Origin of the sequence: Sphingomonas sp., from assembly GCF_030145815.1 — a bacterium.
Taxonomy (GTDB): domain Bacteria; phylum Pseudomonadota; class Alphaproteobacteria; order Sphingomonadales; family Sphingomonadaceae; genus Sphingomonas.
Genome location: NZ_JAIXHL010000029.1, coordinates 23,627 through 46,145, shown reverse-complemented (window position 1 = coordinate 46,145; position 22,519 = coordinate 23,627). Strand labels below are relative to the sequence as shown.

Below are 22,519 nucleotides of genomic sequence, written 5' to 3'. Positions count from 1 at the left end.
GGCTATCAGGGCGCGGCTTCGGCGACCGGCACTCGGGGCGCGGCTTCGGCGACCGGCTATCAGCGCGCGGCTTCGGCGACCGGCTATCAGGGCGCGGCTTCGGCGACCGGCACTCGGGGCGCGGCTTCGGCGACCGGCTATCAGGGCGCGGCTTCGGCGACCGGCGAGCAGGGCGCGGCTTCGGCGACCGGCTATCAGGGCGCGGCTTCGGCGACCGGCGAGCAGGGCGCGGCTTTCTCAACTGGCATCTACGGCAAAGCCTTAGCTGCCGAGGGCAACTCCATCCACCTTGACGAGCGCGACCCTTACACCGGGGCAATCTTGCACGTCTGGGCAGGCATCGCGGGGCGCGACGGCATCAGGCCTGGCGTTTTCTATACCCTTCGCGACGGCAAGCCGGTCGAGGCCTGACGCTGATCTCTGCCGCCTTCGCGGGCGGCAGCATTGAGCGCCAGGATGAGGACCCGACGATGCAGCTCGAACATACGATTTACATGAAGCTAGGATCAGCCGAGCTCGCTATCGCCGTCGATTTTACGGTGACGCGAGGACGGCCGGCGAGCGGTCCAACCTACGACTGCGGCGGCGAACCCGCCGAGCCCGCCGAAGCGCAGATCGTCGCCGCTCAGGCTGTGATCGTCGAGCCGGCGGTTCCGGCCCTGCGCCGGCCGGAGAAGCGGGAGCTTAAGCCCGTGCCCGATTGGATGCTCGCCCTGATCCGAAACGATCCCGACATCAACGCCGATTTGCTCGAAGCGGCTGGAGCGGACGCATGATCGCCGATCTCGCGCTGATCGCCATCACGATCGCCATCGTCATCGGCGTGGCGATCCATGGCACGCGCCCGCTGCCGAACCGCAATGACGACTGGACAGGGGAAGACGAATGATGATCGACACCGCGCCCCAGGCGAGAGCCGCCCAAGAGGCCCCGCGCTGGATTTGCTCCGACGAGATCGAAGCCTTGCTGATCCGCGTATCGCGGTTCGCCGAGAACAACGGCGCGCGGAAGATGGTCGGGTTCCGCCGCTGCATCTCCAGCCTCAACACTGCGCTTGCCGCCCGAGGCCGCACGAGCAGGAGCATATCGGTCGCGATGGCCTTGCGCCATTTCCACAGCTTGAATCGGTCGATCATCGAGCGCAATGCGCGGAGGCGGAAGTCATGAACGGGAAGGTAGCCGCGCCGCTCAGCGCGAGAGCACAGAAGCTCTATGCTCGCGTCCAACAGGGCCACTTCTATCGCGCCTACGAAGATCGTCTCCCGAAGGCGATGAAAGAGCTTGAGGCGCACGGCCTCGTCTCCATCGCGGGGCGGGTTGTTGTCACCGCTGCTTGCTACGTCCCTACGTCCGGTTACACGCCGCACGTCAACGAGAAGTTCGACCGATGAACGGTGCAGCACCGATAATGTGCCGCGTCATCGACCTTGAGACGACGGGCCTGCCTGAGAACGAAGCTGCCGAGATCATCGAGTTCGGCCGGTACGATGTGCGCGAGGCTGCGCTTGGCGATCCTTGGGTGACGCTGATCCGGCCGCGTGGCCCGATCCCGCCCGAGACGAAGGCCGTCCATCACATTACGGAAGACGACGTGAAGAACGCGCCCGAGGCCCGCGACGTGTGGGGCTCGTTTTTCGAAGGCATGGCCGATGGCGATATCCTCGTCGCGCACAATGCCAAGTTCGAGATGCATTTCCTGGGCGAAACCGGCTCGCGCTGGCGCTGGATCGACACGTTCAAGGTCGCGCGTGTCGTCTGGCCTGATGCACCGGGGCACGGAAATCAGACGCTGCGCTACTGGCTGGAGCTACCCTGCGATCGTGACGAGGCGTGGCCGCCGCACCGGGCTTTGCCTGACGCCTATGTGACGGCGCATCTCCTGATCCGGCTGATGTCGGAAAAGACGATCGAGGAGATGGTCAAGATCAGCCTGTATCCGGCGCTCGCGCACAAGATCACGTTCGGCAAGAAGCATAAGGGCTGGCTCTACGCCGACACGCCGACCGATTACCTCCAGTGGATTCGCGACCAGTCCGACATGGACGAAGATACGAAGTTCTCGGCCGGCTACTGGCTTAAGAAGCGGGGTGCGCGATGAGCACCGCCGCAACCACAGCCCGCGCCGTCATGATCGGCGATCGGTTCTTCTGCGGCTTCAACCGCTCTGGGGCAGTCCGCACCGCGTGGTGCATCGCGGGCGCTCGCCTCTTCCAGGCGCGCGGCACAGACCACGAGATAGACCCCGTTCTGTCTCGACTGGAGAAGGCCAGGAAGCGGCCCGCTATCGTCACCGTCACCGTCGAGGGCGCGCGATGACCCAATCCGCCCGCATGGCCCGCGAAGACGCCCTGACGGAAGCACTTCGCGTCGCAGATACGGCGATCGGCAGCGAGCGCCCAGAGCCCCAAGCTTTCCGCATCATCGCTGCGATTCGCGAGCTGCGCGACGCTGCGCCGGCCCGCGTCACCAGCCTGAGCCGGATCGACTATCTGGAGCGCGTGCAGCGTGACGCACGGATTGCCTGGGGCGGGCGCTGGCAGGGAAACCGCACCGGCCCGGAGCATGACGCCACTGCCGGCGTGGACACGCCTCTAGGCCGCCTCCGCGTCGTTGTGTGGCGCAGGCCGTGGAAGGGCGAGAGGCGCGGCCAGCGCATCGCCTGGGCCGGCGAATACTACCTGAACGACGAACCTATCACCGTCGCCGAGATCAAAGCCGCTGGGCTTGCGCAACGGCCCACGACGCGACGCCGGCAGAGGAAGGATGGAAAGCCATGACCGAGGAGACCACTGCCCCGCTGACGCCCGCCGAGTGGGGCATCGCTGCCGCTTGCCTTGAAACCTGCGATCTGAACGATTGGGCCGGCTGCGCGACTTGGACGTTCCTGCCCGAGATCACAAAGGCGCAGCGTCAGATGATCCGCAGCCTGGTCGCACGCGGCCATATGGCGATGACGCGCGGCGGCACCGATGAGGACGGCCAGCTTATCGGGGGCACATTTTACCATGTGACCAGCCAAGGCCGCGCCGCCCTTGCTTGGACCCCGCAGCGGGAGCTTCCCCTGTGAAAAAGCGCCCGATCTCCGAACAGGAGCGCGAACGCGAGCGCTGGCGTCTGCGAATGCCCCGGCGATGGGGCAAGAAGAACACCCGGCCTCGCTCGCTCTGGCTTTTTGAGGTTCACCGGACGAGGTGGCGCAATCGAGATTTACCACTCGACCGGCGCATCGCTCGCGCCGCCCGATACCAGACTTAACCATCTGTAAACCATCCTACCCCGCACAGAACGGAGAGGATCAACATGGACATCGTCAGCACCCTTCGCGCCTGGAACGATATGAAAGCCCTGTTCTTGCACCGCGAGGATCGAGAGCGCCGCGAGCGCGGGTTGCCGCCACTGGAAACCGAGTTCGAGCAGGAGGCGCAGCGCTTCCGCGAAGCCTTCGACCCGCCCGCCCGGCCCATCACCATCGCGCACTTGACAGCGGTTTAAACTCGCCCATAGTGTTGTGATATTCACAACGGACGCATCACATGGCAACGCCCGATATCGTCATCGTCCTCACCCCGTTCGCGCTTCTTTTTCTCGCGATGTTCGGCGGCTTCACCTGGGATCACGTCGTCGCCGCGAGGCGTGTCCGCTGATGTCCGCGCACATCACCGTAAACCCGGCGTTCGAGTCGCTGAGCGCCGCGGTGAAATCGTTGCCGCTCGGGAACTGTCATCTCGAAATCGAGATCGCCGACACGCGCATCACGATTTTCGGCGACGAGCGGCACGCGGCCGGCCTGGGCCAGATTGCCGCGCTCCTCAAACAGACATTCGCCCCGCGCCCGGTTTCGGAGATGCCGCCGCGCGAGCCCGCAAACCCCGACGACATTTCGTTCTAGGAGAGCCCTGATGGATTTCGTGACCGTTGAGGGCCGCACCCTCAAGCATGCCCTGCGCCCAATCGTTGACGTGATCGAACGCCGCGACACGATCCCGATCCTGGGCTATCTGCGGCTCTCGCTCAGCGGCAGCACGCTTAAGATCGAGGGGACCGATCTCGACATCACGGTCATCACATGGATCGACGTGATCGACGGAAAGGGTGAATGGACGATCTGCCTCGACTCTCGCACGCTGGACGGCATCGCGGGCGTGGCCGGCGTCATGCCCGTTCGCATCGAGCGCCCCGCCGAAGACAAGGCAGGCGAGAACGCCAACATCATCCTTGGCGACGGCGACGCCTCCTATGAGCTGCCGACGCTCCCGGTCTCGGATTTCCCCGACATCCTCTCGTCGGGATTTGACAGCGCGATCGACAAGTTCACCAACGGCCAGCTAGCCGCTTGCCTTAACAAGGTCGATTGGTGCATCTCGACCGAAGAGACGCGATACTATCTCAACGGCGTGTTCTGGGAAATCGGATCGTCAGGACGGCGCTTCGTCGCCACGGACGGACACCGCCTGTCAACCTGCTGCTACAGCCCCGACCCAGGCAATAACCCCGGCTACATCATCCCCCGGAAGACGGTCGCGATCCTGACCAAGCACCTTGCCGGCAAGGATGTGGAAGTCTTCGGCGACCTGGGCAAACCGACCGCGCTGGAGTTCCGAGGCGGCGGCTTCGTGATCCGATCGAAGATGATCGACGGGACGTATCCCGACTGGCGGCGCGTCGTTCCGAAGACATCGGAGTTCACCTTCGCCATGAAGCGCGTCGAGCTGATCGACGCGATCAATCGCTCGGCCGTCATCAGCAGCAAGGAGCGCGGCCGGGCGATCCGCTTCCACAACCACGAGGGCCGCATCGCGATCGAGCGGAAGAGCCCTGACTACGGGACTGCGAAGGTGAAGACCTCTGCCGCGTGGCCGACCGTCGATAAACGAGCCGCCCCCGATTTCGGCTTCAACGGCGGCTATTTTCTCGACATCGCGCGGAACTGTGAAGGCGATCTCTCTGTCGAGATGACAGACGCCGGCTCTCCTTTCAAGATTAAGGATGCGGACCCGACGATGACGCGCATCATCATGCCGATGCGGGTTTGAAATGCCGCTCCCCGACTGGAGAAAGATGACCCCCGCCGAGCGGACGCAGGCCGTGTCGCCTCTCCGTGCTGAGGGGTTGACCGCAACCGAGATTGCGGCCCGCTTCCAATTCGTGACGCGGAGCGCTGTTCTTGGGCTGCTTCACAGGAACCGCGCAACGATCGCAGCCGCACCCGAGCGGAAGGCCAAGCCGAAGCCGCCACCGAAACCCAAACCAAAGCCGCAAAGAGTGAGCCCGGCCGAAGGCCCGCGAGAGCTGCCGCCCGAGCCGGCTGGGCAGAACGCCAAGCCGTTTCTGGCGGATGGCGGCGGCTGTAAATGGCCGCTCTGGGATCGGCCCGATGCGGTCTCCAAGCTCCTCGTCTGCGGCGAGGCGCGCGCGGCCGGTCAAGTCTATTGCGCGCACCACCACATGCGCGCCAGGGGCTCCGGGTCGCAGGGCGAGCGCTCTGCCGTCCGTGCGGCTATGAAGGCTCGGCTATGACCCCCTTCGCCTCCGTCGCCCTCTTCCGCCGGAACGGCTCCGTCGTGTTCAAGGCCCCGCGCAAGGAATCGAGCGCGGAGAAGACCCAGGCGCGGAAATCGGCGTCGCGGTTTTGGAGCGGGTCGATCGTTGAGCCCGACAAGCTCACCAAGCTCGTCGTGCTCGCGGTGGGCGGCGGCCTCGTCCTGATCGGCGAGCGCCAGCCCGGCCGAGCGTGGATGGAATACCGCATGACGCCCGCCGAGGCGGCCAAGCAACCGCACCTTGCCGCCTGCCTCTCAGAGCTAGGCGTTGACGCTGATCAGGCCCCGCCGCCGCTGCCTGACACGCTGGAGATCAATGGGGCGATCTACAGGAGGGAGATATGATCCACCCGGATTTGCCGCTGAAAGCCCTGAGCATCATGCAGCCGTGGCCGTGGCTGATCGCTCACGGCTTCAAGGACATCGAGAACCGCTCGCGCCGCACCCACTATCGCGGCCCGGTCGCGCTGCACGCCGGCAAGAAGGCGGATCAGGAAGCTTGGGACGATTTCGTCGCCGGCATCCACCCCGTCACCGGCGAGCCAGCACCGCATTTCGACCATGACAAGACGGTCGACCTTCGCGGCGGGATCGTCGGCGTCGCCGATATCATCGACTGCGTCGAGCAGAGCGCGAGCGAATGGTTTGTCGGCCGCTATGGCTACGTCCTCGCCAACGCGCGGCCGGTTCCGTTCGTCCCCTGCCGTGGCGAGCTTGGCTTTTTCGACTGGAGGCGGAACCTGTCATGACCGAGATACCGGCAGACGTTTTGCAGTCGGCTCGCGAGGCCATCGCCGCGCGCGTGCATGAACCATCGCGCGGCCAGTACCTTTCGGGTCAGCACGACAGCTTCGCCGTCATCCAGGCATGCGCCGCCGCCATCCTCGCCGAGCGCCAGCGCGCCGCCCGCGTGGTGGCGAACCACAACCGCAAGGGCCGGGAGTGGATACCGGACAGCCTATGGGGCTCGCTTACACGCGAGGCCGTCAGGCGGATCGAATCGGGAGAGCCCGCATGAGCGAGATACCGGCAGACATCACCGAAACGGCAAAGCGCATCGCCGGCTTGGAATGCCGTTGCACAGAAGGATGCGGCGATTGCGCCGATGGCCGCGCTGAGATTATCGCTGCTGCCATTTTTGCCGAGCGCGAACGCTGCCGGAGAATTGCGAAGTTCCACTCCCATCACGCGCTTTGGGCTGGCCTGCTGCCTTATCCTTGGGACGTGGACACGGAGAAATTTGGGATCGGCCTCGCACAGAGAATCAGCAAATCGATCGGGGGCAAGCCATGAACACAGCCTTCCTTCTCATGGCGCAGTACGACGGCCGGGCCGTAATCCCCGTCGAGGACGTGTGTCGCGACTATTTTAGCCACATGACGCCCAAGCAGCTCCTGCACAAGACGACGGCCGGCGAGATCGATTTGCCCGTCATCCGAATCGAGGCAAGCCAGAAATCCGCGAAGGGCGTCCACCTCCAAGACCTCGCCTCATACATCGATCGCATGCGGGCTATCGCCCAGAAGGAATGCGATCAGCTCCACAATCGGCGTTGAACATCCCTATAACATCGCGAGATCGCAACGCCGCCAGCCCCGTGTTTGGCGGCGTTTTCGCGCTGTTCGGCACCATCCATCATGGGTGCAGTCGAGAATCGCCATGACGACCAAGCGCCTGTCATCGTTGTCTTTCCTTAGAAATATCGTTGCGAACCTGCTGCGCTATCGTGTGATAATCGCCACGTTTAGAAACGTATGGCGTTATAAGGCCGCATCTCTTATAACCATGTGAGATCGGCAACAAGGTTGTTATAAGCATGGGCACCATCGTTGAGCGAGCCAGGGCGAATGGCTCGACCGCATTCCTCGCCAAGATCAGCATCACGCGCAACGGCAAGATAGCCCACCGCGAGAACAAGACCTTCGATCGCCGGGCAGCCGCCGCCGCATGGATCGCCAAGCGGGAGGAAGAGCTACGCGCACCCGGAGAGATCGAGCGAGCGAAAACCGCTCACATCACCCTAGCGGATGCGATCGACAAATACACCACCGAGAGCCGAGGCAGCATCGGGAGGACCAAGACGCAGGTTCTCAACGCAATCAAGGCGCACCCGATCGCCGACATGCCATGCGGCAAAATCTCCAGCCCGGACATCGTCTCATTTGCCCGCGACCTCTCGGACGGCCGGAAGCCCCAGACCGTTGCGAACTACCTGTCGCACCTCTCTGCCGTCTTCACCATTGCCGGGCCGGCATGGGGCTACGCGCTCGACCCGAAAGCCATGTCCGACGCCTTCATTGTCGCGAAGCGCCTCCGCTACACCAAGAAGTCAGCCGAGCGGAACCGCAGGCCGACGCTCGATGAACTCGACCGGATCATGACGCACTACGAGGACAGGCAGCGGCGGCGGCCATCCATGGCCCCCATGCTCAAGATCGTCGCGTTCGCGCTGTTCTCGACCCGGCGGCAGGAGGAGATCACACGGATCGCCTGGGCCGATCTCGATGAGGCCAACAGCCGTGTCCTCGTGCGCGACATGAAGAACCCCGGCGACAAGAGCGGGAACCATGTTTGGTGCGATCTGCCGCCCGAGGCGCTGGAGATCATTCAGGGCATGCCGAAGGCTGGACCGCTGATCTTCCCCTATACGGCCGACGCCATATCCGCGAGCTTCACTAGGGCGACGGCCTTTCTCGGCATCGCCGATCTCACGTTCCATGACCTGAGACACGAAGGCGTGACGCGGCTGTTCGAGATGGGCCGCACGATCCCGCAGGTGGCCTCCGTTTCCGGCCACCGATCTTGGCAGAATTTGAAGCGCTACACGCACATCCGCCAAGCCGGCGACAAATACGCCGGCTGGAAATGGTTCGACCTCGTCAATCGGCCGATGCCGATACCGATTCGTATGCTTCCGAGCGCGCCTTGTTATGGCGGGCCTTCACCAGAAGAGCAGCCGCCAGCGCGGTGACGACAACGATGATCGAGACGATGAGCAGCCAGTTCGGTTCGGCGCTGACCATCGCCTCACCGCCAGCCGCGCCGCCGCCGCCGGCCGCCGACAGACCAACGCCCTTGTTCTGGGCCTTCGCTGTGTCGCCGGCCTTCTTGCCTTCCAATTCGAGTTCACGCCGAGCCGGGGCCGAGAGACTGCCGCCGCGCGCCAGATACATCGCGACCGCCTTGGCCTCGACATCCGCGATGCGCCGGCCCCAGCCCTTGCCGAAGGTCGCCCAGGTCTTGAGCGAGCGCACGAAGCCGAGGCGCGAGGCGCACAGCTTCTGAATCGTCGCCTTCCCGTTCGCCAGCACCGCCGCCTTGACCGTATCCGACCCGATCCGGCCATCGGCCGAGACACCGAGAACAAATTGCAGTGCCTTCGCCGAGCGGCTGATGCCCGAGTTCACACCATAGTCGAACGTCGCGAGATCGACGCCGAAGGGCAAATCCTCGCAGCGCAGCGGGTTCCAGTAGTTCGCGCCATAGATGGCTTCGGCCTCTACCTTCGTCAGCGCCTTGACCTCGGCTTTTGTCACCGGACGCTTACGCCAAGCCGAGAGCGTCGCGAGCGTGATCCCGAGATTGGTTGCGCCGCCGGGGTCTTTCGGATGATCGACATATCCGCCCTCGTGCGGGAACGTCACCGCCAGACATGCAGCCCGATTGCCCTTCGCCATTTGCTTCGCTCCTTGGTTGGGAGCGACAACCATCCCGGCAGAAGGTTGGTGCAGGCGAACCCCCGAAGCGGGACACTCCTGCCAATCTCGCCGGACTGGATTGGTGAAAAATGGCTTTGATCGACCGGGAAGACCGGCGCTGGACCGCTTAGGGGATTGGGCTCACAGCCAGCGAAATCAAGGCAAGTCGGGGATGAGGGGCCGCACCGGAATGAGCCGGGCGCGGCCCTTCTACCGTTTGAAGACCAACACGGGCGGGATCGCCGAGCGCACGACAGGGCCGACGAGCATGAACGATATGCCGTGCGTCCCGAGATCACGCCGAGCCGCTTCATAAGCCGCCGCGTGCTCCTCCATCTCCCGCGACAACGCCCTCTCAGCAAGACGCCGCCACCGACTGGCCGAGCGCCACTCTTCGCGCGTCATGGTTCGAGGCAGCGCCCCAGGCTGGAAAGAGAGCGTCGCTATCTTCATGTCACCAATCCGCTGCGGCATCGGCCGGCTTCTCTGGGTCAAAATCAGGATGATAGAACGTCGTCTGATCGTCGCCGCCGCTGCGATCCCGGCGGGCCGTCCAACCCAGCTTCTTCATGATCCGGCCGACGCGCCCAGCGTGCCGCCAATCGACATCCTTATGCGCGATGCCGAGTTCCTTGAAAATCTGGAGCTGCGTCATCTTGCGTTCGGCGCGGAGGATCGGCGCGATGATATCAACCCAAACGTCAACATCGCTGCGCTTCTCCTGTTCGGCCTCGACCGCGCCTCGCTCGTCTTCCTGCATCCACCACGGGACGCGGTTTTTGTATAGTTCGACAGCTTCCGCCCAGAGCTGATCGCGATCCTTCTCTATCGCCTCGATATCGATGCTCCCGACCGTCAGAGGCCAGAACCGACGAGCGCCCGTCACGTCCTTGAGATAGGCGTTGCCCTCCGGGTTGATCGTCCCGAGCAGCACGACCCGCCGAGGCGCTTCAATGATCGAGCGCCCGTAGGGCGGCCGGAAGCGATCGTTCTGGCTGGAGAGGAACTTCTTGACGGCGCTGGTTTCAGCCGCGCCGAACCGATGCATTTCGCCGACCTCAAGTCCCCAGACGCCTTGCATTTCCATCTTGGCATCTTTCGAGCCAATGTCGGACAGCTCGTCGGTGAAAAACTCGTCGCTGTAGAGTTTCCGCAGCGCGGTCGATTTCAGCGCGCCTTGCGGCCCCTCAAGGATCGGCATCGTGTCTACCTTGCAGCCCGGCTCCAGGCCGCGCGCGACGCTGGAGATCAGCCACCTCTTGCCGACCGCCCGCGCGTGAACGCCGTCCGCGACCCCCATGTAATAGGTCAGCCAGCCATCAAGCCGCTTCACGCCGTCCCATTTCAGGCCTTCCAGATACTCGCGCAGCCGATCAAAACTCGAATGCTCCGCGACCGTCTGAATCACCGCGGCGATATTCGAGGCCTTCGGCGTCATGTGCATGCCCTCAAGCCACATGACGGCCTCGCTATAGTCGCGATCTTGTAGCGTGCGCGGCTTCCATGATGCCGACCGCTCTTCCCAGGGCGGTCGGCGCTGGAGAACGACGCGGAGCTTGAAGGCATCCCAGGCCAGGACGCCGAGCATCGCCGGATGATTTTCGAGGAACAGCGCCCAATTCTTCGTGACGCCAGGCTTCGTCTTGCCCTCCTCATTCGTCACAAGCCCGAGCTGCCAGCTATCGTCCGCAACGACCGTCTTGCGCGTCTGAATGTGGGTGACGGTCGCGCTCTCAGGTTGCTCTTGCTGCGTCGTCCGGGCCTCGCGCACGGGCTGCGACTGGCTCTGGGCTACCGGAGGGCCGGCAGGAGACGACGGGCGCTCCTGTGGCTCCTCTGCCGGCTTCCCGCCCTTGGGCGGCGTCCATGGGCGCACGGTTGACCGCATGAAGGTATCGAGATCGGCTTTCGACCAGCCGTCCGCAATCGCGTCTGCCGCGTCCCAGCCCTTCGGCGGGATCGCGCCGGCCTGCCAATCCGAAAATGGATACGGGGTTCTCACGCCTGCACGCTCGCCATGCCGACGACGCGCGCCGTCGCATCGAGCTTCACCAACAGAGCCGCGATCTCGTCAGCGGTGGCGAGGCCCGGCGCGTCGGCGTCAGGCCAGATCACGACGTTGCGGCGTGCCAGCGGGCTCCAGTCGGAATGCTTCACGCCCTGCGTTCCGCCCGCCCACGACACGACCGTTCGGCCCGTGGCCTGCCTCAGCGCGTCACAGCACTTCTCCCCCTCGACCACGATGACCTGTCTCGTATCGCCAAGCAGCTCGACGCCGTAGAGCGGGCGCGGCTTAGGGAACGGAAACCGCGACCAGCACTCCTTGCCGTTCGGCAGGCGAACCCACATCACCATGGGCGTCTCTTTCCCGCCGTCAGGCAGATCGTGCCGCAGCACATAGCCGAGGGGCTTGCCATCCGCCGTCCGATACGGATGCACCATCGACGGCGAGAACGAGCCCCATTCCCGATCGCTGTCCGCGCGCTTGGGATTGTAGAGCGTGACCTTGCGGCCAACGGCGATGCCGCTCGTGGGCTCAAGCGGCGTGATGCCCGCATAAGCATCCCGCGCCTCGATCTGACGCGGCGCGACGTTCGGCCCGGCCTTGCCGCCGCCCAGAATGCGGATCGCCTCCTTGACTTCGACGCCCTTGATCCGGCCAACGAAATCGAGCACGTCGCCGCGCTCGCCGCAGCCGAAGCAATGGAAACGCTCGACCTTGTCCTTGCCCGTGAAGATCGTAAACGATCCGGTTTCTTCGGCATGGAACGGGCAGCAGCCGACATGCTCGGTCCCGTCCTTCGACAGTCTCACGCCGAACTGAGCGGCAATACCGGGCAGAGACACTTCGCCTCTGATGCGCTCGATATCCGAAGCCATAGCCCGCGCTGCCCTTCATAGAGTGTTGCGTTAATCACAACACATCACATCGATTCTTACAAGGCTGGCGCGCGACTTATCCGCAGTCGCCGTTCAGGATTTTCGCAAGGTCTTCGTCGGATCGAGCGACGCCCGCCCGGCCGCCAGCAGAGTTGACGGCCTTGACCCAAGCGATCTGTTCAGGCGTCGTCCGTCCGTCTTCCTTGACCTCAACTTGGGCGTACAGGGCGATGGTTGAGCCGACCATGTCAGCCGTCACCACGACAGGAGCCCAACCGCCAAGATCGGACATGCCCTTGAACCCCGCCTTGAAAGGGCGGGCGTTCCTGATCAGCACGTCGCCCTTGCCGACGCGCATCATGCGCGGCGCATGGAATTGCTCGGCTTTCCCGACCCAGGCGAGCCCGGTGTTCTGGCGGAACAGCCGCGCCCCGAGTTGAGAGGCGCGGATTTGCAGCCGCCGCATGAGATCGGATTCAGACATCAGAACGGGATATCGTCATCGAGCCGCGACGAACCGCCGCCGAATCCGCGTTCGCCGCCCGAGCCACTGGAGACGGGCGCGCGCTCCCCAGACTTCGCGCTGCTGTTGCCCGGCCGGCTGGCGTTGTCGTTAGGGTCGCGCGCCGCGCCGCCGCCTGGGCTCCCGAGCATGATCAGCCTGCCATTGAAGCCTGTCAGGACGATCTTGGTGGTGTACCGCGCGTTCTCCTGGGTTTCCTCGTCGCCGCGCTTGAACCACTTTTCGGTCTGCATCTCGCCTTCGATGAGAACCTTGTCGCCCTTCTTGACGTACTTCTCGACCACATCGACCAGCTTGTCATTCCAGATGACGACGCGATGCCATTCTGTGCGCTCGCGCTTTTCGCCGTCTTTCGCGGTCCAGCTCTCAGTCGTTGCGACCGAGAAATTCGCGACACGCGATCCGCCCGATACGTCGCGGATTTCGGGATCGCCGCCGAGATGCCCGATGACGGTTGCCCTGTTGAGTGACCCTGCCATTTTAATGCTTCCCCAAAACGAGACGATATCCTTGGCGATACCCGGTGTTTTCGATGGAGACGCCGGAGCCGGCCAAGCGGCACCGGAGGTTGTGAAGACAGGCCTTGAATGCCGCGTACATGCGGCCAGGAGCGGGGCCGCCATCGGGGTCATCCGCGTACATCGCATCGAAGATGCGCTCAGTCGGGACAGGCCGCCCCTTGGCCTTCCAGACGGTTCGAAGAATGGCCTGTTCAGTCGGCGGCACGCGGTAGTGATCGACCACGATCTCAAGCGTCGGCGTCGAAACCATCGCGTTGCAGCACGGGCAGGCGATCGGCTGGAAATATTCCGGCCTGGGCATCTTGCTAGGCGGCAGCTCTTTCCGAGTGATCTGCTTCCGCCGCTCTTTCTTGACCGGGCGAGCGGGCTTAGGTGCGCCGTTGAACAGATCAGCGACATGGACTTGCGCCATCTGCTCATAGCGAGCCGCGCCCTTTTTTGAGGCTGTCATCGCTGCCCCCGCTGTTCGGCGCGTAGCTTCGACTGTCGCGCCGTGAAGATATGGGCCGCCCATTTCTCGGGACTGCGATAGCCGCGTGCCGTCGCCAGATTGACCAGATCGTCAAGCGACTTCGCCAAGCCCTGTTCGCGCAGCCTGTTGCGGCGAACCGCGTCAAGATCGACCTCCTCAAGATCGCCCTCGACTTCATCGAGCAGGCGGCCTTGCCCCGAGGCCTCGCGCCCCTTGACCGGGTAGACGAGTTTGCATTCTGGGCATTTTGGCGCAGGTGGATGCGTCGCAAAGCATGACGGGCACGTCATCGCCTCAACCTCGCGATCAGCTTTCTTGCGCCCATCGAGCGACCATTCGCGCTCGTCGTCAGGGAAGCCATGGCGCGAGAAGCCGCCAACGAGATCGAGGAGAACGGCCGGCTCGTCTTTCTTGCGGAGACCCCTGCCCCACTTCTGGAGCACGCGCGCCAGCGACTGCGAGGGCGCATAGTCAAGCACTGCCTCGATCGTCACGTCGCGATCCACCTGGGCCGCGAGATCGAAGCCCTCGCAGAACAGGCCGCAATTCACGATCAGATCGATTTGCCGATCTGCGAATCCGACGAACGCCGAGCGCCGATCCGCCTGGGGTGTGTTCCCATCGAGCGCGACGGCCACGATGCCGTTCGCGCGGAACTCCTCCGCGAGCTGTTCGCATCGGGCGATCGACGGCGCGAACGCTATCGTCCGCTTGCCCTGGGCATATTTCCGCCAGTGCCGCACGGCTCCAGCCAGCACCGCCTTGCCGGCCATGATCTCGTCAATCTCGGAGGAGACAAACTCCCCATTGCGCGAGTGGACCCCAGACAGATCGAGCCCGGCAGGCGAGAACGCGCGATATTTCGAAAGATGGCCGTTGTCGATTAACCATCGGACGGACGGCCCCATGACCATCGTGTCCCAAACATCGCCGAGCGGCTTGCCATCCAGGCGCTCAGGCGAGCCCGTGTAACCGATCAGCCGCGCGCCCGTTTCCTTGTAGTGCAGCGCAACAGTCGCCCAGCCCGTAGCCGCGCTGAGGTGCGCTTCGTCCACCATCACATAGTCGGCAGGTATCTTGCCGAGGCGGTTTCGCAGCGTTGCGATCGAGGCGATGTAGACCCGATGGTAGGGGTTATAGTGATGCCCGGCCGCGATGTACGAAAACGGAATTTGGAACCGTTCAAAAGTCTTTGCCGTCTGCACGATGAGATCGACGCGGTGGACGCAGAAAATGACACGCTTGCCTGCCGCAAAGATCAATTTGATCAGAGCCGCTGCGAGCACAGTCTTGCCGAACCCCGTTGGCGCGAATGCCAGGACGGAGGTTGACGACCGTAGTGCCACGCGGAGCTTTGCCCGCACATCCTCTTGGTCAGGGCGTAGCGTGATCATCGCTGCGTCACGATCTTTCTGATGCGGTCCTCGAATGGGGCCATGCGATGGAGACGACTGGCGATGAATTGCAGTTCCTGCACATCATCAGCAGTGAACAGGTGCATCGTGCTCGCCGCGATCGTGCCGTCGCGGCTTGTGCAATGCGAAACAATGTAGTCGATGAAATCGGCCTGCTCCGCGATGGTAGCCGGCCGTCTTGCTTCAACCGGCCCACCCATAGCGTCACCGCTGCGTTGGCAGAAGATCAGATGCGGTAAGCTTAATATTCAGCTTTACCGCCGCATCGATAAGAAGCGCTTGATCGTCGCCGTTGATGAAGCCCTTATCATCTTTCAGAGCACGACTTACCTTGGAGCGATGCTTCCCGATGGTCCGCGCAAACTCGGATTGCGACATCCCGAAGCGGTCGAACGCCCGCCGCCATGGCGTCTTGCTCTGCTCTGCTTTCGTCATCTGCGAAGCTTCCCGTGGTGCGTGATTCGCAACGCTACGTTGCGATTTTCACATCGTCAATAACGAGGTGCGGCCATTTACCAGATTTCCGCTTCGACTAAGCCCCGCTCATTGCGACTTGTTGCGGAATATGCAACAAGCGCGGCCTTATTCACGACTAGGCTGAGGAAATGGCCGCTACAGAGATGGATGGTGAGTGGTTCCGCAAACTCCTGCGGGACCGCAACAAATCAACGCGCGGCTTGGCCCGACACTTGGACATCGACGGTTCCGCCGTTTCCCGCATGTTCTCCGGTCAACGGAGAATGAAGATGGAAGAAGCAAACGCAATCGCCAGCTTCCTCGCCGTCCCCGTCAGCGAGGTTTTGAAGCACGCGGGCGTGTCGATGGACCTTGACGGCCTCCCGACGCGCATCCTGCTCGCCGCGATCATCGGCGAAACCGGAAACATCGAGCGGCTGAAAGACCCTCGGCCGCTGCCTCAATCGGTCATCGACCGGGCGCATGCGGCGATCTCTGGGCATCGGAACGGAAGCATCGTCGCTGCCCAGGTCCGAGCGCCGAACGGCCCTCTTGCCGTATTTGACGATGCGGTCGCCCTTTTCGCCCACACGGACGAAGTCGAGGCCGCCGCGATCGGCGCGCTCTCGATCTGCCGAACACATGACGGCGAGCAAATCCTTGCCCGGATCGAGCGCGCCAGAAAGACCGGCGAAGCCAAGATCGTGCTGACATCCGGCAAGGTCATAGAAGTGATTCTGCATACTGCGACGCCAGTTCTCGCTATCATTCCATAAGCGCCGACCAGCCCGACGCGAAGGCAAGGGGCTGGTCACGCCAGCCCCGATCGCTAAAATTTAAATCAAATTGTTGCGATATTGTCAACAGCGATGCGGATGGCGCATCGCAATTTCCTTAGCTGAATTTCTGAAATCCTGACTTGACGAGCGCACCATGTTGCGCTTAGCGTTGTGCTTACCGCAACGCAACACAGCAGGACCGCAGCAATGACCGTCGCGCCAAAGGTCGATCCCAACATCAAGCCCGGCATCTATCTGGGCACGCCGAACGAAAGCTACCACGCCGGGCCGGGCATTTCGAAATCCGGCCTCTGGACGATCCAGACACAGTCGCCGGCTCATTACAAATTCGGCGAGCGGGAGGAGAGCCATGCGTTCGACTTCGGCGAAGCCTGCCACCTCGCCATTCTCCAGCCCGACGAGTTCGAGAAGAAGGTTCTTCGCGGCCCCGAGGATCGGCGCGGCAACAAGTGGAAAGACATGGTCGAGGGCTGCGCGCTTTCTGGCAAGCTCCTGCTGACCGGCCCGGACTATGACTCCGTTCTCGCGATCCGCGACGGCGTGCATGCCGACTCATGGATCAACGGCATCATCACCGGCGGCAAGCCGATGATCGAGGCTTCCGGCTACTGGCGCGACGAGGAGACAGGCGCGCTTTGCCGCTGCCGTCCCGACCTCTACCGCGAAGACCTCGGCGTCATGCTCGATGTCAAATCGACGGTCAGCGCCCATCCCGATGCCTTCTCAAAGGCCGTCGTCAACTACGGCTATCACGCCCAGGAGGCGCATTATTCGGACGGCTGGCGCGCGAACGGCAAAGCCGTCGAGGGCTTCGTTTTCCTCGCCTGGGAAAAGAAAGCCCCGTTCGCCAAGGCCGTCTACGAGCTGCCGCCGTCGATCGTGGAGGAGGGCCGCGCGCTGATGCGCAAGGCTCTCAACACCTATGTCGAGTGCGAGAAGACCCAGACATGGCCGGCATACGGCGACGGCGTCCATGAGCTGTCCTTCAAGCGATGGGCCTATCAGCTCACCGAAGCGCCGGGCATCGACGGCGAAGCGGCTGCATGATGAACCAGTTCATCCCCGCTCGCCGCAGCGCGATGGACCCCGAAACAGCCGCCCGGACCTTTTGGTGCGCGGCCTCCTACTACCGCCGCGTCCACGATCGCGACCGCTCCATGGCCGTCGCGATCCTCGCCGACCTCATAACCAAATCAACCGGCCGTCCGCAGATGCGGGCCGCCCAGCTCCTGAGAGAAATCAATGGCACAAGCGAACCACCTGCCAGCGCTTAAGACGGACATCGCCAAGATGCACGGCGAGTTCGCGAAGGCCCTGCCCGGTCACATCACACCGGATCGGTTTGTTCGAACCGCTCAGACGGCAATCGCGCTCACGCGCAACATCGAGAAGGTCACGAACCCGGCGTCGCTATTGGCCGCGTGCAGCAAGGCCGCCTCGGATGGCCTGATCCTCGACGGGCGCGAGGCCGCGCTTGTGGTCGATTACAACGGCGATGTGCAGTATCGACCGATGATGCGCGGGCTCCTCAAGCTCGCCTACAACTCCGGCGAAATTCGCGGGATCGTCGTCGAAGTCGTCCGCAAGGGCGACGTGTTCCGGCACAGCCCGACGAAGCTTTCGGAGCCGATCACGCACGAGATCGACCACGAAGGCGAGCGCGGCGACCCGCACACCGTCTATGCCCTCGCAGAGCTACGCGAAGGTGGCATCGTTCACGAAGTCATGTCCGTCGCCGACGTGAACCGCATCCGCGATCGATCGGACGCCTACAAGGCATTCAAGGCTGGCAAGATCAAATCAACGCCATGGTCCACCGACTGGAGCGAGATGGCGCGAAAGACCGTGTTCCGCCGCCTGTCCAAATACCTTCCGAGCAGCACGGATCGCGACCGCTTTCAGCAGGCCGTCGAGCGGATCGATGACGACTATCGGTTCGAGATCGACAATGACGATCCTGCCGGCGAGGCCAAGCCCGCGCCCGCAGCGAAGAAGCGCGGCGGCGCGGCGGCGGCACTCAAGGACGTGACGCCCAAGGCCGCCCCGCAGCAGGCCCGGCAGGAGCCGCAGAAGCAGGCCGACCCGCCCCATGACCCTGAGACGGGCGAGATCATCGAAGGAGGCGATTACTTCGATGGCGACCCCGGCCCACAGCCTGGGGATGACATCTGATGTCTGACGAACTGAAAACGCCCGAGTTCGCCCGGATCGAAATCAAAATGTCGGGCAAGACCGGACTTCGCAAGGCCGCGCAAGAGCTGCGCGGGCTCGCCGACAAGCTGGAGGCAATCGGCAAGGAGAGCATGCCGGATGCCACATCGGACTTCCTCGCATGGGGAAGCATCAAGGCCGTCTCCCAAAAGCTCCGGGCCGGCGCGTAACCTTAAACCACAACCCACGAAGGACACCGCCACCATGGCAAACCAGACCGGAATTGCGATCTCGATCAAAGCCTTCCTCCCGACCGGCAAATCGCTCGATGAGCAGTTCGCCGCCCTGACGCTGGTCAAGACCGCTCACGAGACGGGCGACTATTCGGCCCTTCTCAAGGCCGCCAACGTCGAGGACGTGAAGACCGAGCAGAAGACCCGCCGCGTCGAAGACGCCCCGCCCGCCGCGACCTCAGCCCCCGAGCCCGAGCCTGCGCCCGCCGAGGAGCCCGGCAGCGCCGCCGAGCCCACCCCCGAGGCGCAGCAGGGCGACGGCGGCGAGCCCGCCTCCACCGCCAGCGAACCGACCGACGAGCCGATCGCGGACGAGAAGGTTCCCGGCTTCCTGCGCCGCACCAAACCGAAAGCCGCTTGACCACAACGATGCGATTATCGCATCTCGTGTGAGATAGTCACACCGCGCCGTGTACACGCGGCGCGGTGCTGCATTCAGGAGGCCCATCACCGTGACCGCCAGCGACATCGCCTGCTTGGAATGCGAAACCGCCGTCAGCGACGCGCGGAAGGGCCAAGGCTTTTGCTGCGATGCTTGCCGCTCCGCTTTCAACAACCGGCGGAAGCGTCGCGGGGCCGACGCCTACGATATCTTTCGCGCGCTCAGGCGCGAGCGCTCGACTGCGAAGCGGCTCAACCTTTGGACGGAGCTATGCCGTCTGGAGCTGAAATGGCAGATGGAAGACGAGGCAGAGCGGCCCGGCCGCCGCTCCTATGTCCCGCCTGATCAGGCCCTTGCCAATCTCTACGACAAGGGCGCGCTCCAACGCGGCGACATCCTCGTGAACTCGTATTTCAGCGGCCGATCTTCCGCGCGATGAGCGCGCCCGCATCCCCGAGCACGATGGCCGGAATCAGGATCAGCGCCATGTCATGGATTTTCGCTGGCACGTCGATGACGACGAGCGACAGGCCAAACCATGGGTTCACGATCTGCACGAGGTAGATCGCCGCCCACCACAGCCCGAACGGTACGACGATCAGCCAGCGGCCGAGCCGAGTTGCGCTCCAGCGATCGGCCGTCTCCGCGACCGCGATATCGCGCGCGGACTCGATCCGCTTGATCGTCTTGTCCGCTTCGATCCGCTCAGCGTCATTGGCGGCCGATAGCTTCGCCCGGTAGGCGTCGAGCAGCGGGCCGGTGAATTTCTCCACCACCCCGCCGGTCAGCAGGCTTAGAAGCCAACTCACTTCGACCATCCGAAGCGACGCGCAAGAACGTAGAAGGCCTCAGCAGCCGCGCCGGCCGCGAGCCCGAGGCCAACTTCCACCATGCCAGCGATGTCGGGATCGGAGGTGACGTAATCGCCGAGATCGGGCGACAGCAAGCCCTTGGCGATGAGGAAGCCCGCGACGTAGCGCAGGGCGATGCGGATCAGAACAGCGGTCATAGCGGGGCTCCTGTGATCGGAGCCCGAGGATGGCCGGCAGGCGGTTGCCGCTTAAACGCCTGGGATATTCAGCCCGCCGCCGAGGATGAACTTGACGACGGCGGCAATGAACAGGAGGGCGACGGCCCAGATCGCTTTCACGAGATGGCCGTTCAAGCGCTCGACCATCGTCTCAATGCGGATCAGCGTCGCATTGATGTGCGGGTTCTGCGCTTCCAGAGTGACGACGCGCTCTTTCAAGGAACTGATCCTTTCATGAAGCTTGTCAAATTCAATCCGAACGTTCTGATCCATAACGCCGAGGCCCCGCATTGGTTCGCGCGGCCTCTGTTCTAGTCGCTGACGGTTGCCGCCACCGGCCTTAGTCACGAGCCGCGATCACAACGTCGCAGCGAATGCCCACAGGCCGTCGAGTTCTTCATCGCTCCAGCCCATGCCAGCCGCCAGCGCGATCGTCATGGGATGCGTGCGCTCGAATGTCTGCGCCGATCCGAGGAACATGATCGCCCGCTGACGATCGATCTCCTCGGGCAAATCCTCGACCGCCTCTAAAAGATCGGCCGGGATTTCCCCGCGCGCTCCCCAGGCCTGCGCCTCGGGCCATGTGATGCGCCCGGTTTCCGCCAGCGCCTGGGCAAACTGTCGATCGGTGACGGCGGCCGGGATTGCGCCAGGATCGGGCGCGGGTTCGGCCGGCTGGTCGATATCCGCAGGCTCAATCACCCACGCATCGCCATCCCAGCGCGCTCGGTTGCCCTCTCCGAATGTCGGCGGCTCTTCGACGACACAGCCGCCCGGAATGAGGAACACGCCGGGCTGTAGCGGGCTTTCGTCTGCCTCGGCATAGCCTATGAGAACGCCATCGGGCCTTGTCTGATAGACGCGCATGTCAGCTCCTCAATATTTGACGCACATCAGCAGCGTGAGATTGCGCGGTCGCGTCTCCGTGCCACCCGTGCTGTTGATCGTGATTCCAGTCACGCTGGAATTGGTGTTCTGGTTACCATCACCGATCGGCCCGAGCGTCGCGCCGTCAACCGCGATCGATCCGTTGAGCCCGCTGCCGGGCTCTCCGATCAGTGTATGTGAGTGACCTGGGTCAGTGTACGAGTGCGTGTGCGATTGCAGCGCCTGGGCCTGCATTGACCAAAGCGACCGCCCGGTATCGATACCGCGACCGTCATCCCAGCCGCGTACAAATTCGCTGCGCCCTTCGGGCACTACGATGTATCCACCCGTCGTGCTCCTCGTGCCGGTCGGATTGGCCGGGTTCGTGCAGCGATACCCCCATTCAGCAGTCGCATTGTTGGCATCGCCACAATAGATCGCAGTGTCGAGATCGGCATAGATGGAGCGATCGACCGCCGCCATGTTTGCCTTGAGCCAGCCTGTGGGAGCCGTGTTGCGCGCAAATCCGATCACCGCCCCAGGTCCGACACGGGCAGCATCCACCTCCGAGACGAGAGCATGCGGCACGCCGCCGGCCACGCCGTTCTGCACGACCAAACGATGATCCGTCGTGGACACGATAGCTTCGCCGGACGGTCCGGCGTAAACCGCGATCTCGGCGTTCGTGCCTCTCGCAAGCCGGCGTGGAGTGCGTGCCATCAGATGGTTCCCCAATCTTCGGAGCCGACCACGTCCTCACTCAGGAGGCCGAAGTCATAGATTGTCGCTCCGATCAGATCGGCCAGGGCCTCGGCGTCCGCCGCGCTTATCCGCGCCTGTTCGGCCCAATGGAGCGCGGAGCGGCCATCCGCCGTTCCAGTCACGGTCGCATCGACGGGCTTCTCTGCCCACTCACGGGCAAGACCGACCATGTCGGGAACAAGAGCGACCTGATCCGCGACGCCCGCGACGGCCACAACCTCGCTCGCCACGCCAGCGACAATCGTGATGCTGTCAGCCACGCCGCCGAGCGCGACGATCGCGCCGACCAGCCCGCCAAGCTCCGCGCCATCGGATGAGGCCGGGATCGTCACGGCCCGATCGATCTGCTCTTGCAACTGCTGGTCGCGCATGGCGGCGAGATCGAGCGCCGCCTCGACCGTCTCCGCGTAGTACGCGCCTTGATTTTCGAGATCGGTATCCTGCCGAAATGGCACATCGCGGATCAGCGTGATTTTCTCGCCGACGATCGGCGTAGCCGAGACAGTGACGTAACCGCCGCCCGCATCGCCCACACCGGAAACGGTGAAGCCAGAGCCGAGCGCAAGGACTGTCTCGATTCCAAGCGTACTCGTCTTGATCACACGAATATGAGTCTCGTCGATAATACGAAACTCGTAATCGAAGACGTTTGTCGCCCCATTGCCGTCATACGGCCCGGACTTGTTGATTTGGCTGGAAACGGTCATCGCGACCCTGACTTTACGTCGA

General features: G+C 63.5%; 39 protein-coding genes and 1 pseudogene. 25 read left to right on the top strand and 15 right to left on the bottom strand.

The genetic code is table 11. From position 1 onward, the window contains the following. The 18 genes and pseudogenes from KYX69_RS19870 to KYX69_RS19790 all read left to right on the top strand — a co-directional run. Positions 1-411, top strand: a pseudogene (locus KYX69_RS19870) (hypothetical protein); the annotation flags it as partial. Positions 412-470: 59 nt separating this feature from the next. Continuing rightward, positions 471-776, top strand: coding sequence for a hypothetical protein (locus tag KYX69_RS19865; protein WP_300500706.1), 306 nt, complete (start codon positions 471-473; stop codon positions 774-776). 109 nt (positions 777-885) lie between these two features. Then, entirely contained in the window at positions 886-1,167 is a 282-nt protein-coding gene (locus KYX69_RS19860) for a hypothetical protein (protein ID WP_300500704.1), read from the top strand. Then, complete coding sequence (locus tag KYX69_RS19855; protein WP_300500702.1) at positions 1,164-1,391, top strand: hypothetical protein; 228 nt, start codon at positions 1,164-1,166, stop codon at positions 1,389-1,391. The genes KYX69_RS19860 and KYX69_RS19855 overlap by 4 nt, the downstream gene beginning before the upstream one ends. Continuing rightward, a complete protein-coding gene (locus tag KYX69_RS19850) occupies positions 1,388-2,098 on the top strand; it encodes an exonuclease domain-containing protein (RefSeq protein WP_300500700.1) in 711 nt (236 codons plus the stop codon). Before KYX69_RS19855 ends, KYX69_RS19850 begins: the two co-directional genes overlap by 4 nt. Beyond that, positions 2,095-2,316, top strand: coding sequence for a hypothetical protein (locus KYX69_RS19845; RefSeq protein ID WP_300500698.1), 222 nt, complete (start codon positions 2,095-2,097; stop codon positions 2,314-2,316). The genes KYX69_RS19850 and KYX69_RS19845 overlap by 4 nt, the downstream gene beginning before the upstream one ends. Beyond that, the gene (locus KYX69_RS19840) at positions 2,313-2,777 is read left to right on the top strand and encodes a hypothetical protein (protein ID WP_300500695.1); all 465 of its coding nucleotides are present in this window, start codon (positions 2,313-2,315) and stop codon (positions 2,775-2,777) included. Before KYX69_RS19845 ends, KYX69_RS19840 begins: the two co-directional genes overlap by 4 nt. Next, entirely contained in the window at positions 2,774-3,067 is a 294-nt protein-coding gene (locus KYX69_RS19835; protein WP_300500692.1) for a hypothetical protein, read from the top strand. Before KYX69_RS19840 ends, KYX69_RS19835 begins: the two co-directional genes overlap by 4 nt. A 233-nt stretch (positions 3,068-3,300) precedes the next feature. Then, the gene (locus tag KYX69_RS19830) at positions 3,301-3,492 is read left to right on the top strand and encodes a hypothetical protein (RefSeq protein WP_300500689.1); all 192 of its coding nucleotides are present in this window, start codon (positions 3,301-3,303) and stop codon (positions 3,490-3,492) included. Between the two features lie 151 nt (positions 3,493-3,643). Then, the gene (locus KYX69_RS19825; RefSeq protein ID WP_300500686.1) at positions 3,644-3,889 is read left to right on the top strand and encodes a hypothetical protein; all 246 of its coding nucleotides are present in this window, start codon (positions 3,644-3,646) and stop codon (positions 3,887-3,889) included. Positions 3,890-3,899: 10 nt separating this feature from the next. Further along, positions 3,900-5,033 (top strand): DNA polymerase III subunit beta, encoded by a 1,134-nt coding sequence (gene dnaN, locus KYX69_RS19820; RefSeq protein WP_300500683.1) that lies wholly within the window; start codon positions 3,900-3,902, stop codon positions 5,031-5,033. A 1-nt stretch (position 5,034) separates the two neighbouring features. Next, a complete protein-coding gene (locus tag KYX69_RS23230; protein ID WP_367280216.1) occupies positions 5,035-5,517 on the top strand; it encodes a GcrA family cell cycle regulator in 483 nt (160 codons plus the stop codon). Continuing rightward, positions 5,514-5,885 (top strand): hypothetical protein, encoded by a 372-nt coding sequence (locus KYX69_RS19815; protein WP_300500680.1) that lies wholly within the window; start codon positions 5,514-5,516, stop codon positions 5,883-5,885. Before KYX69_RS23230 ends, KYX69_RS19815 begins: the two co-directional genes overlap by 4 nt. Then, positions 5,882-6,289, top strand: a complete 408-nt coding sequence (locus tag KYX69_RS19810) for an ASCH domain-containing protein (protein WP_300500677.1) — start codon at positions 5,882-5,884, stop codon at positions 6,287-6,289. Before KYX69_RS19815 ends, KYX69_RS19810 begins: the two co-directional genes overlap by 4 nt. Next, the gene (locus KYX69_RS19805; protein ID WP_300500674.1) at positions 6,286-6,558 is read left to right on the top strand and encodes a hypothetical protein; all 273 of its coding nucleotides are present in this window, start codon (positions 6,286-6,288) and stop codon (positions 6,556-6,558) included. The genes KYX69_RS19810 and KYX69_RS19805 overlap by 4 nt, the downstream gene beginning before the upstream one ends. After that, a complete protein-coding gene (locus KYX69_RS19800; RefSeq protein WP_300500672.1) occupies positions 6,555-6,833 on the top strand; it encodes a hypothetical protein in 279 nt (92 codons plus the stop codon). Before KYX69_RS19805 ends, KYX69_RS19800 begins: the two co-directional genes overlap by 4 nt. Continuing rightward, positions 6,830-7,096: a pyocin activator PrtN family protein gene (locus KYX69_RS19795; RefSeq protein WP_300500669.1), complete on the top strand. Its 267-nt coding sequence runs from the start codon at positions 6,830-6,832 to the stop codon at positions 7,094-7,096. The genes KYX69_RS19800 and KYX69_RS19795 overlap by 4 nt, the downstream gene beginning before the upstream one ends. Positions 7,097-7,356: 260 nt before the next feature. Further along, positions 7,357-8,511 carry a site-specific integrase gene (locus KYX69_RS19790; RefSeq protein WP_300500666.1) on the top strand — a complete coding sequence of 385 codons (1,155 nt, stop codon included), beginning with the start codon at positions 7,357-7,359 and terminating at the stop codon, positions 8,509-8,511. Here KYX69_RS19790 and KYX69_RS19785 read toward each other — a convergent pair. From KYX69_RS19785 to KYX69_RS19745, 9 genes are all read right to left on the bottom strand, one after another. Continuing rightward, the gene (locus tag KYX69_RS19785) at positions 8,420-9,217 is read right to left on the bottom strand and encodes a glycosyl hydrolase 108 family protein (RefSeq protein WP_300500663.1); all 798 of its coding nucleotides are present in this window, start codon (positions 9,215-9,217) and stop codon (positions 8,420-8,422) included. The two genes, KYX69_RS19790 and KYX69_RS19785, sit on opposite strands and share 92 nt — an antisense overlap. 475 nt (positions 9,218-9,692) lie before the next feature. Continuing rightward, entirely contained in the window at positions 9,693-11,009 is a 1,317-nt protein-coding gene (locus KYX69_RS19780; RefSeq protein ID WP_300500660.1) for a virulence-associated E family protein, read from the bottom strand. Positions 11,010-11,236: 227 nt separating this feature from the next. After that, positions 11,237-12,118 carry a CHC2 zinc finger domain-containing protein gene (locus KYX69_RS19775; RefSeq protein ID WP_300500657.1) on the bottom strand — a complete coding sequence of 294 codons (882 nt, stop codon included), beginning with the start codon at positions 12,116-12,118 and terminating at the stop codon, positions 11,237-11,239. Positions 12,119-12,194: 76 nt separating this feature from the next. Further along, positions 12,195-12,602, bottom strand: coding sequence for a VRR-NUC domain-containing protein (locus KYX69_RS19770; protein ID WP_300500654.1), 408 nt, complete (start codon positions 12,600-12,602; stop codon positions 12,195-12,197). Then, positions 12,602-13,120 (bottom strand): single-stranded DNA-binding protein, encoded by a 519-nt coding sequence (gene ssb, locus KYX69_RS19765; protein ID WP_300500651.1) that lies wholly within the window; start codon positions 13,118-13,120, stop codon positions 12,602-12,604. Before ssb ends, KYX69_RS19770 begins: the two co-directional genes overlap by 1 nt. A 1-nt stretch (position 13,121) precedes the next feature. Next, positions 13,122-13,613, bottom strand: coding sequence for a hypothetical protein (locus KYX69_RS19760; protein ID WP_300500648.1), 492 nt, complete (start codon positions 13,611-13,613; stop codon positions 13,122-13,124). Further along, positions 13,610-15,028, bottom strand: coding sequence for a DEAD/DEAH box helicase family protein (locus KYX69_RS19755; protein ID WP_300500645.1), 1,419 nt, complete (start codon positions 15,026-15,028; stop codon positions 13,610-13,612). Before KYX69_RS19755 ends, KYX69_RS19760 begins: the two co-directional genes overlap by 4 nt. Further along, positions 15,025-15,249, bottom strand: coding sequence for a hypothetical protein (locus KYX69_RS19750; RefSeq protein ID WP_300500642.1), 225 nt, complete (start codon positions 15,247-15,249; stop codon positions 15,025-15,027). The genes KYX69_RS19755 and KYX69_RS19750 overlap by 4 nt, the downstream gene beginning before the upstream one ends. 4 nt (positions 15,250-15,253) lie before the next feature. After that, positions 15,254-15,484 (bottom strand): hypothetical protein, encoded by a 231-nt coding sequence (locus KYX69_RS19745; RefSeq protein WP_300500638.1) that lies wholly within the window; start codon positions 15,482-15,484, stop codon positions 15,254-15,256. A gap of 185 nt (positions 15,485-15,669) precedes the next feature. Here KYX69_RS19745 and KYX69_RS19740 point away from each other — a divergent pair, with 185 nt between their 5' ends. From KYX69_RS19740 to KYX69_RS19710, 7 genes are all read left to right on the top strand, one after another. After that, complete coding sequence (locus KYX69_RS19740; protein WP_300500635.1) at positions 15,670-16,281, top strand: helix-turn-helix transcriptional regulator; 612 nt, start codon at positions 15,670-15,672, stop codon at positions 16,279-16,281. Positions 16,282-16,491: 210 nt separating this feature from the next. Further along, positions 16,492-17,352, top strand: a complete 861-nt coding sequence (locus KYX69_RS19735) for a PD-(D/E)XK nuclease-like domain-containing protein (RefSeq protein ID WP_300500632.1) — start codon at positions 16,492-16,494, stop codon at positions 17,350-17,352. Next, positions 17,352-17,579 (top strand): hypothetical protein, encoded by a 228-nt coding sequence (locus KYX69_RS19730; protein ID WP_300500629.1) that lies wholly within the window; start codon positions 17,352-17,354, stop codon positions 17,577-17,579. Before KYX69_RS19735 ends, KYX69_RS19730 begins: the two co-directional genes overlap by 1 nt. Further along, positions 17,548-18,477, top strand: a complete 930-nt coding sequence (locus tag KYX69_RS19725; protein ID WP_300500626.1) for a recombinase RecT — start codon at positions 17,548-17,550, stop codon at positions 18,475-18,477. The genes KYX69_RS19730 and KYX69_RS19725 overlap by 32 nt, the downstream gene beginning before the upstream one ends. Next, positions 18,477-18,686 (top strand): hypothetical protein, encoded by a 210-nt coding sequence (locus KYX69_RS19720; RefSeq protein ID WP_300500623.1) that lies wholly within the window; start codon positions 18,477-18,479, stop codon positions 18,684-18,686. Before KYX69_RS19725 ends, KYX69_RS19720 begins: the two co-directional genes overlap by 1 nt. A gap of 34 nt (positions 18,687-18,720) precedes the next feature. After that, positions 18,721-19,110 (top strand): hypothetical protein, encoded by a 390-nt coding sequence (locus KYX69_RS19715; protein ID WP_300500621.1) that lies wholly within the window; start codon positions 18,721-18,723, stop codon positions 19,108-19,110. A gap of 91 nt (positions 19,111-19,201) precedes the next feature. Beyond that, positions 19,202-19,570, top strand: a complete 369-nt coding sequence (locus KYX69_RS19710) for a hypothetical protein (RefSeq protein ID WP_300500618.1) — start codon at positions 19,202-19,204, stop codon at positions 19,568-19,570. Here KYX69_RS19710 and KYX69_RS19705 read toward each other — a convergent pair. The 6 genes from KYX69_RS19705 to KYX69_RS19680 form a co-directional block, all read right to left on the bottom strand. Further along, a complete protein-coding gene (locus KYX69_RS19705) occupies positions 19,545-19,940 on the bottom strand; it encodes a hypothetical protein (RefSeq protein ID WP_300500617.1) in 396 nt (131 codons plus the stop codon). The genes KYX69_RS19710 and KYX69_RS19705 overlap by 26 nt on opposite strands. After that, a complete protein-coding gene (locus KYX69_RS19700; RefSeq protein WP_300500614.1) occupies positions 19,937-20,140 on the bottom strand; it encodes a hypothetical protein in 204 nt (67 codons plus the stop codon). Before KYX69_RS19700 ends, KYX69_RS19705 begins: the two co-directional genes overlap by 4 nt. A gap of 51 nt (positions 20,141-20,191) precedes the next feature. After that, positions 20,192-20,380 (bottom strand): hypothetical protein, encoded by a 189-nt coding sequence (locus tag KYX69_RS19695; protein ID WP_300500613.1) that lies wholly within the window; start codon positions 20,378-20,380, stop codon positions 20,192-20,194. A gap of 138 nt (positions 20,381-20,518) precedes the next feature. Then, positions 20,519-21,028 (bottom strand): hypothetical protein, encoded by a 510-nt coding sequence (locus KYX69_RS19690; RefSeq protein ID WP_300500611.1) that lies wholly within the window; start codon positions 21,026-21,028, stop codon positions 20,519-20,521. Positions 21,029-21,037: 9 nt separating this feature from the next. Beyond that, on the bottom strand, positions 21,038-21,748 hold the full coding sequence (locus tag KYX69_RS19685; RefSeq protein WP_300500608.1) for a hypothetical protein: 711 nt from the start codon (positions 21,746-21,748) through the stop codon (positions 21,038-21,040). Continuing rightward, on the bottom strand, positions 21,748-22,497 hold the full coding sequence (locus KYX69_RS19680) for a hypothetical protein (RefSeq protein ID WP_300500606.1): 750 nt from the start codon (positions 22,495-22,497) through the stop codon (positions 21,748-21,750). Before KYX69_RS19680 ends, KYX69_RS19685 begins: the two co-directional genes overlap by 1 nt. Positions 22,498-22,519: the final 22 nt, after the last annotated feature.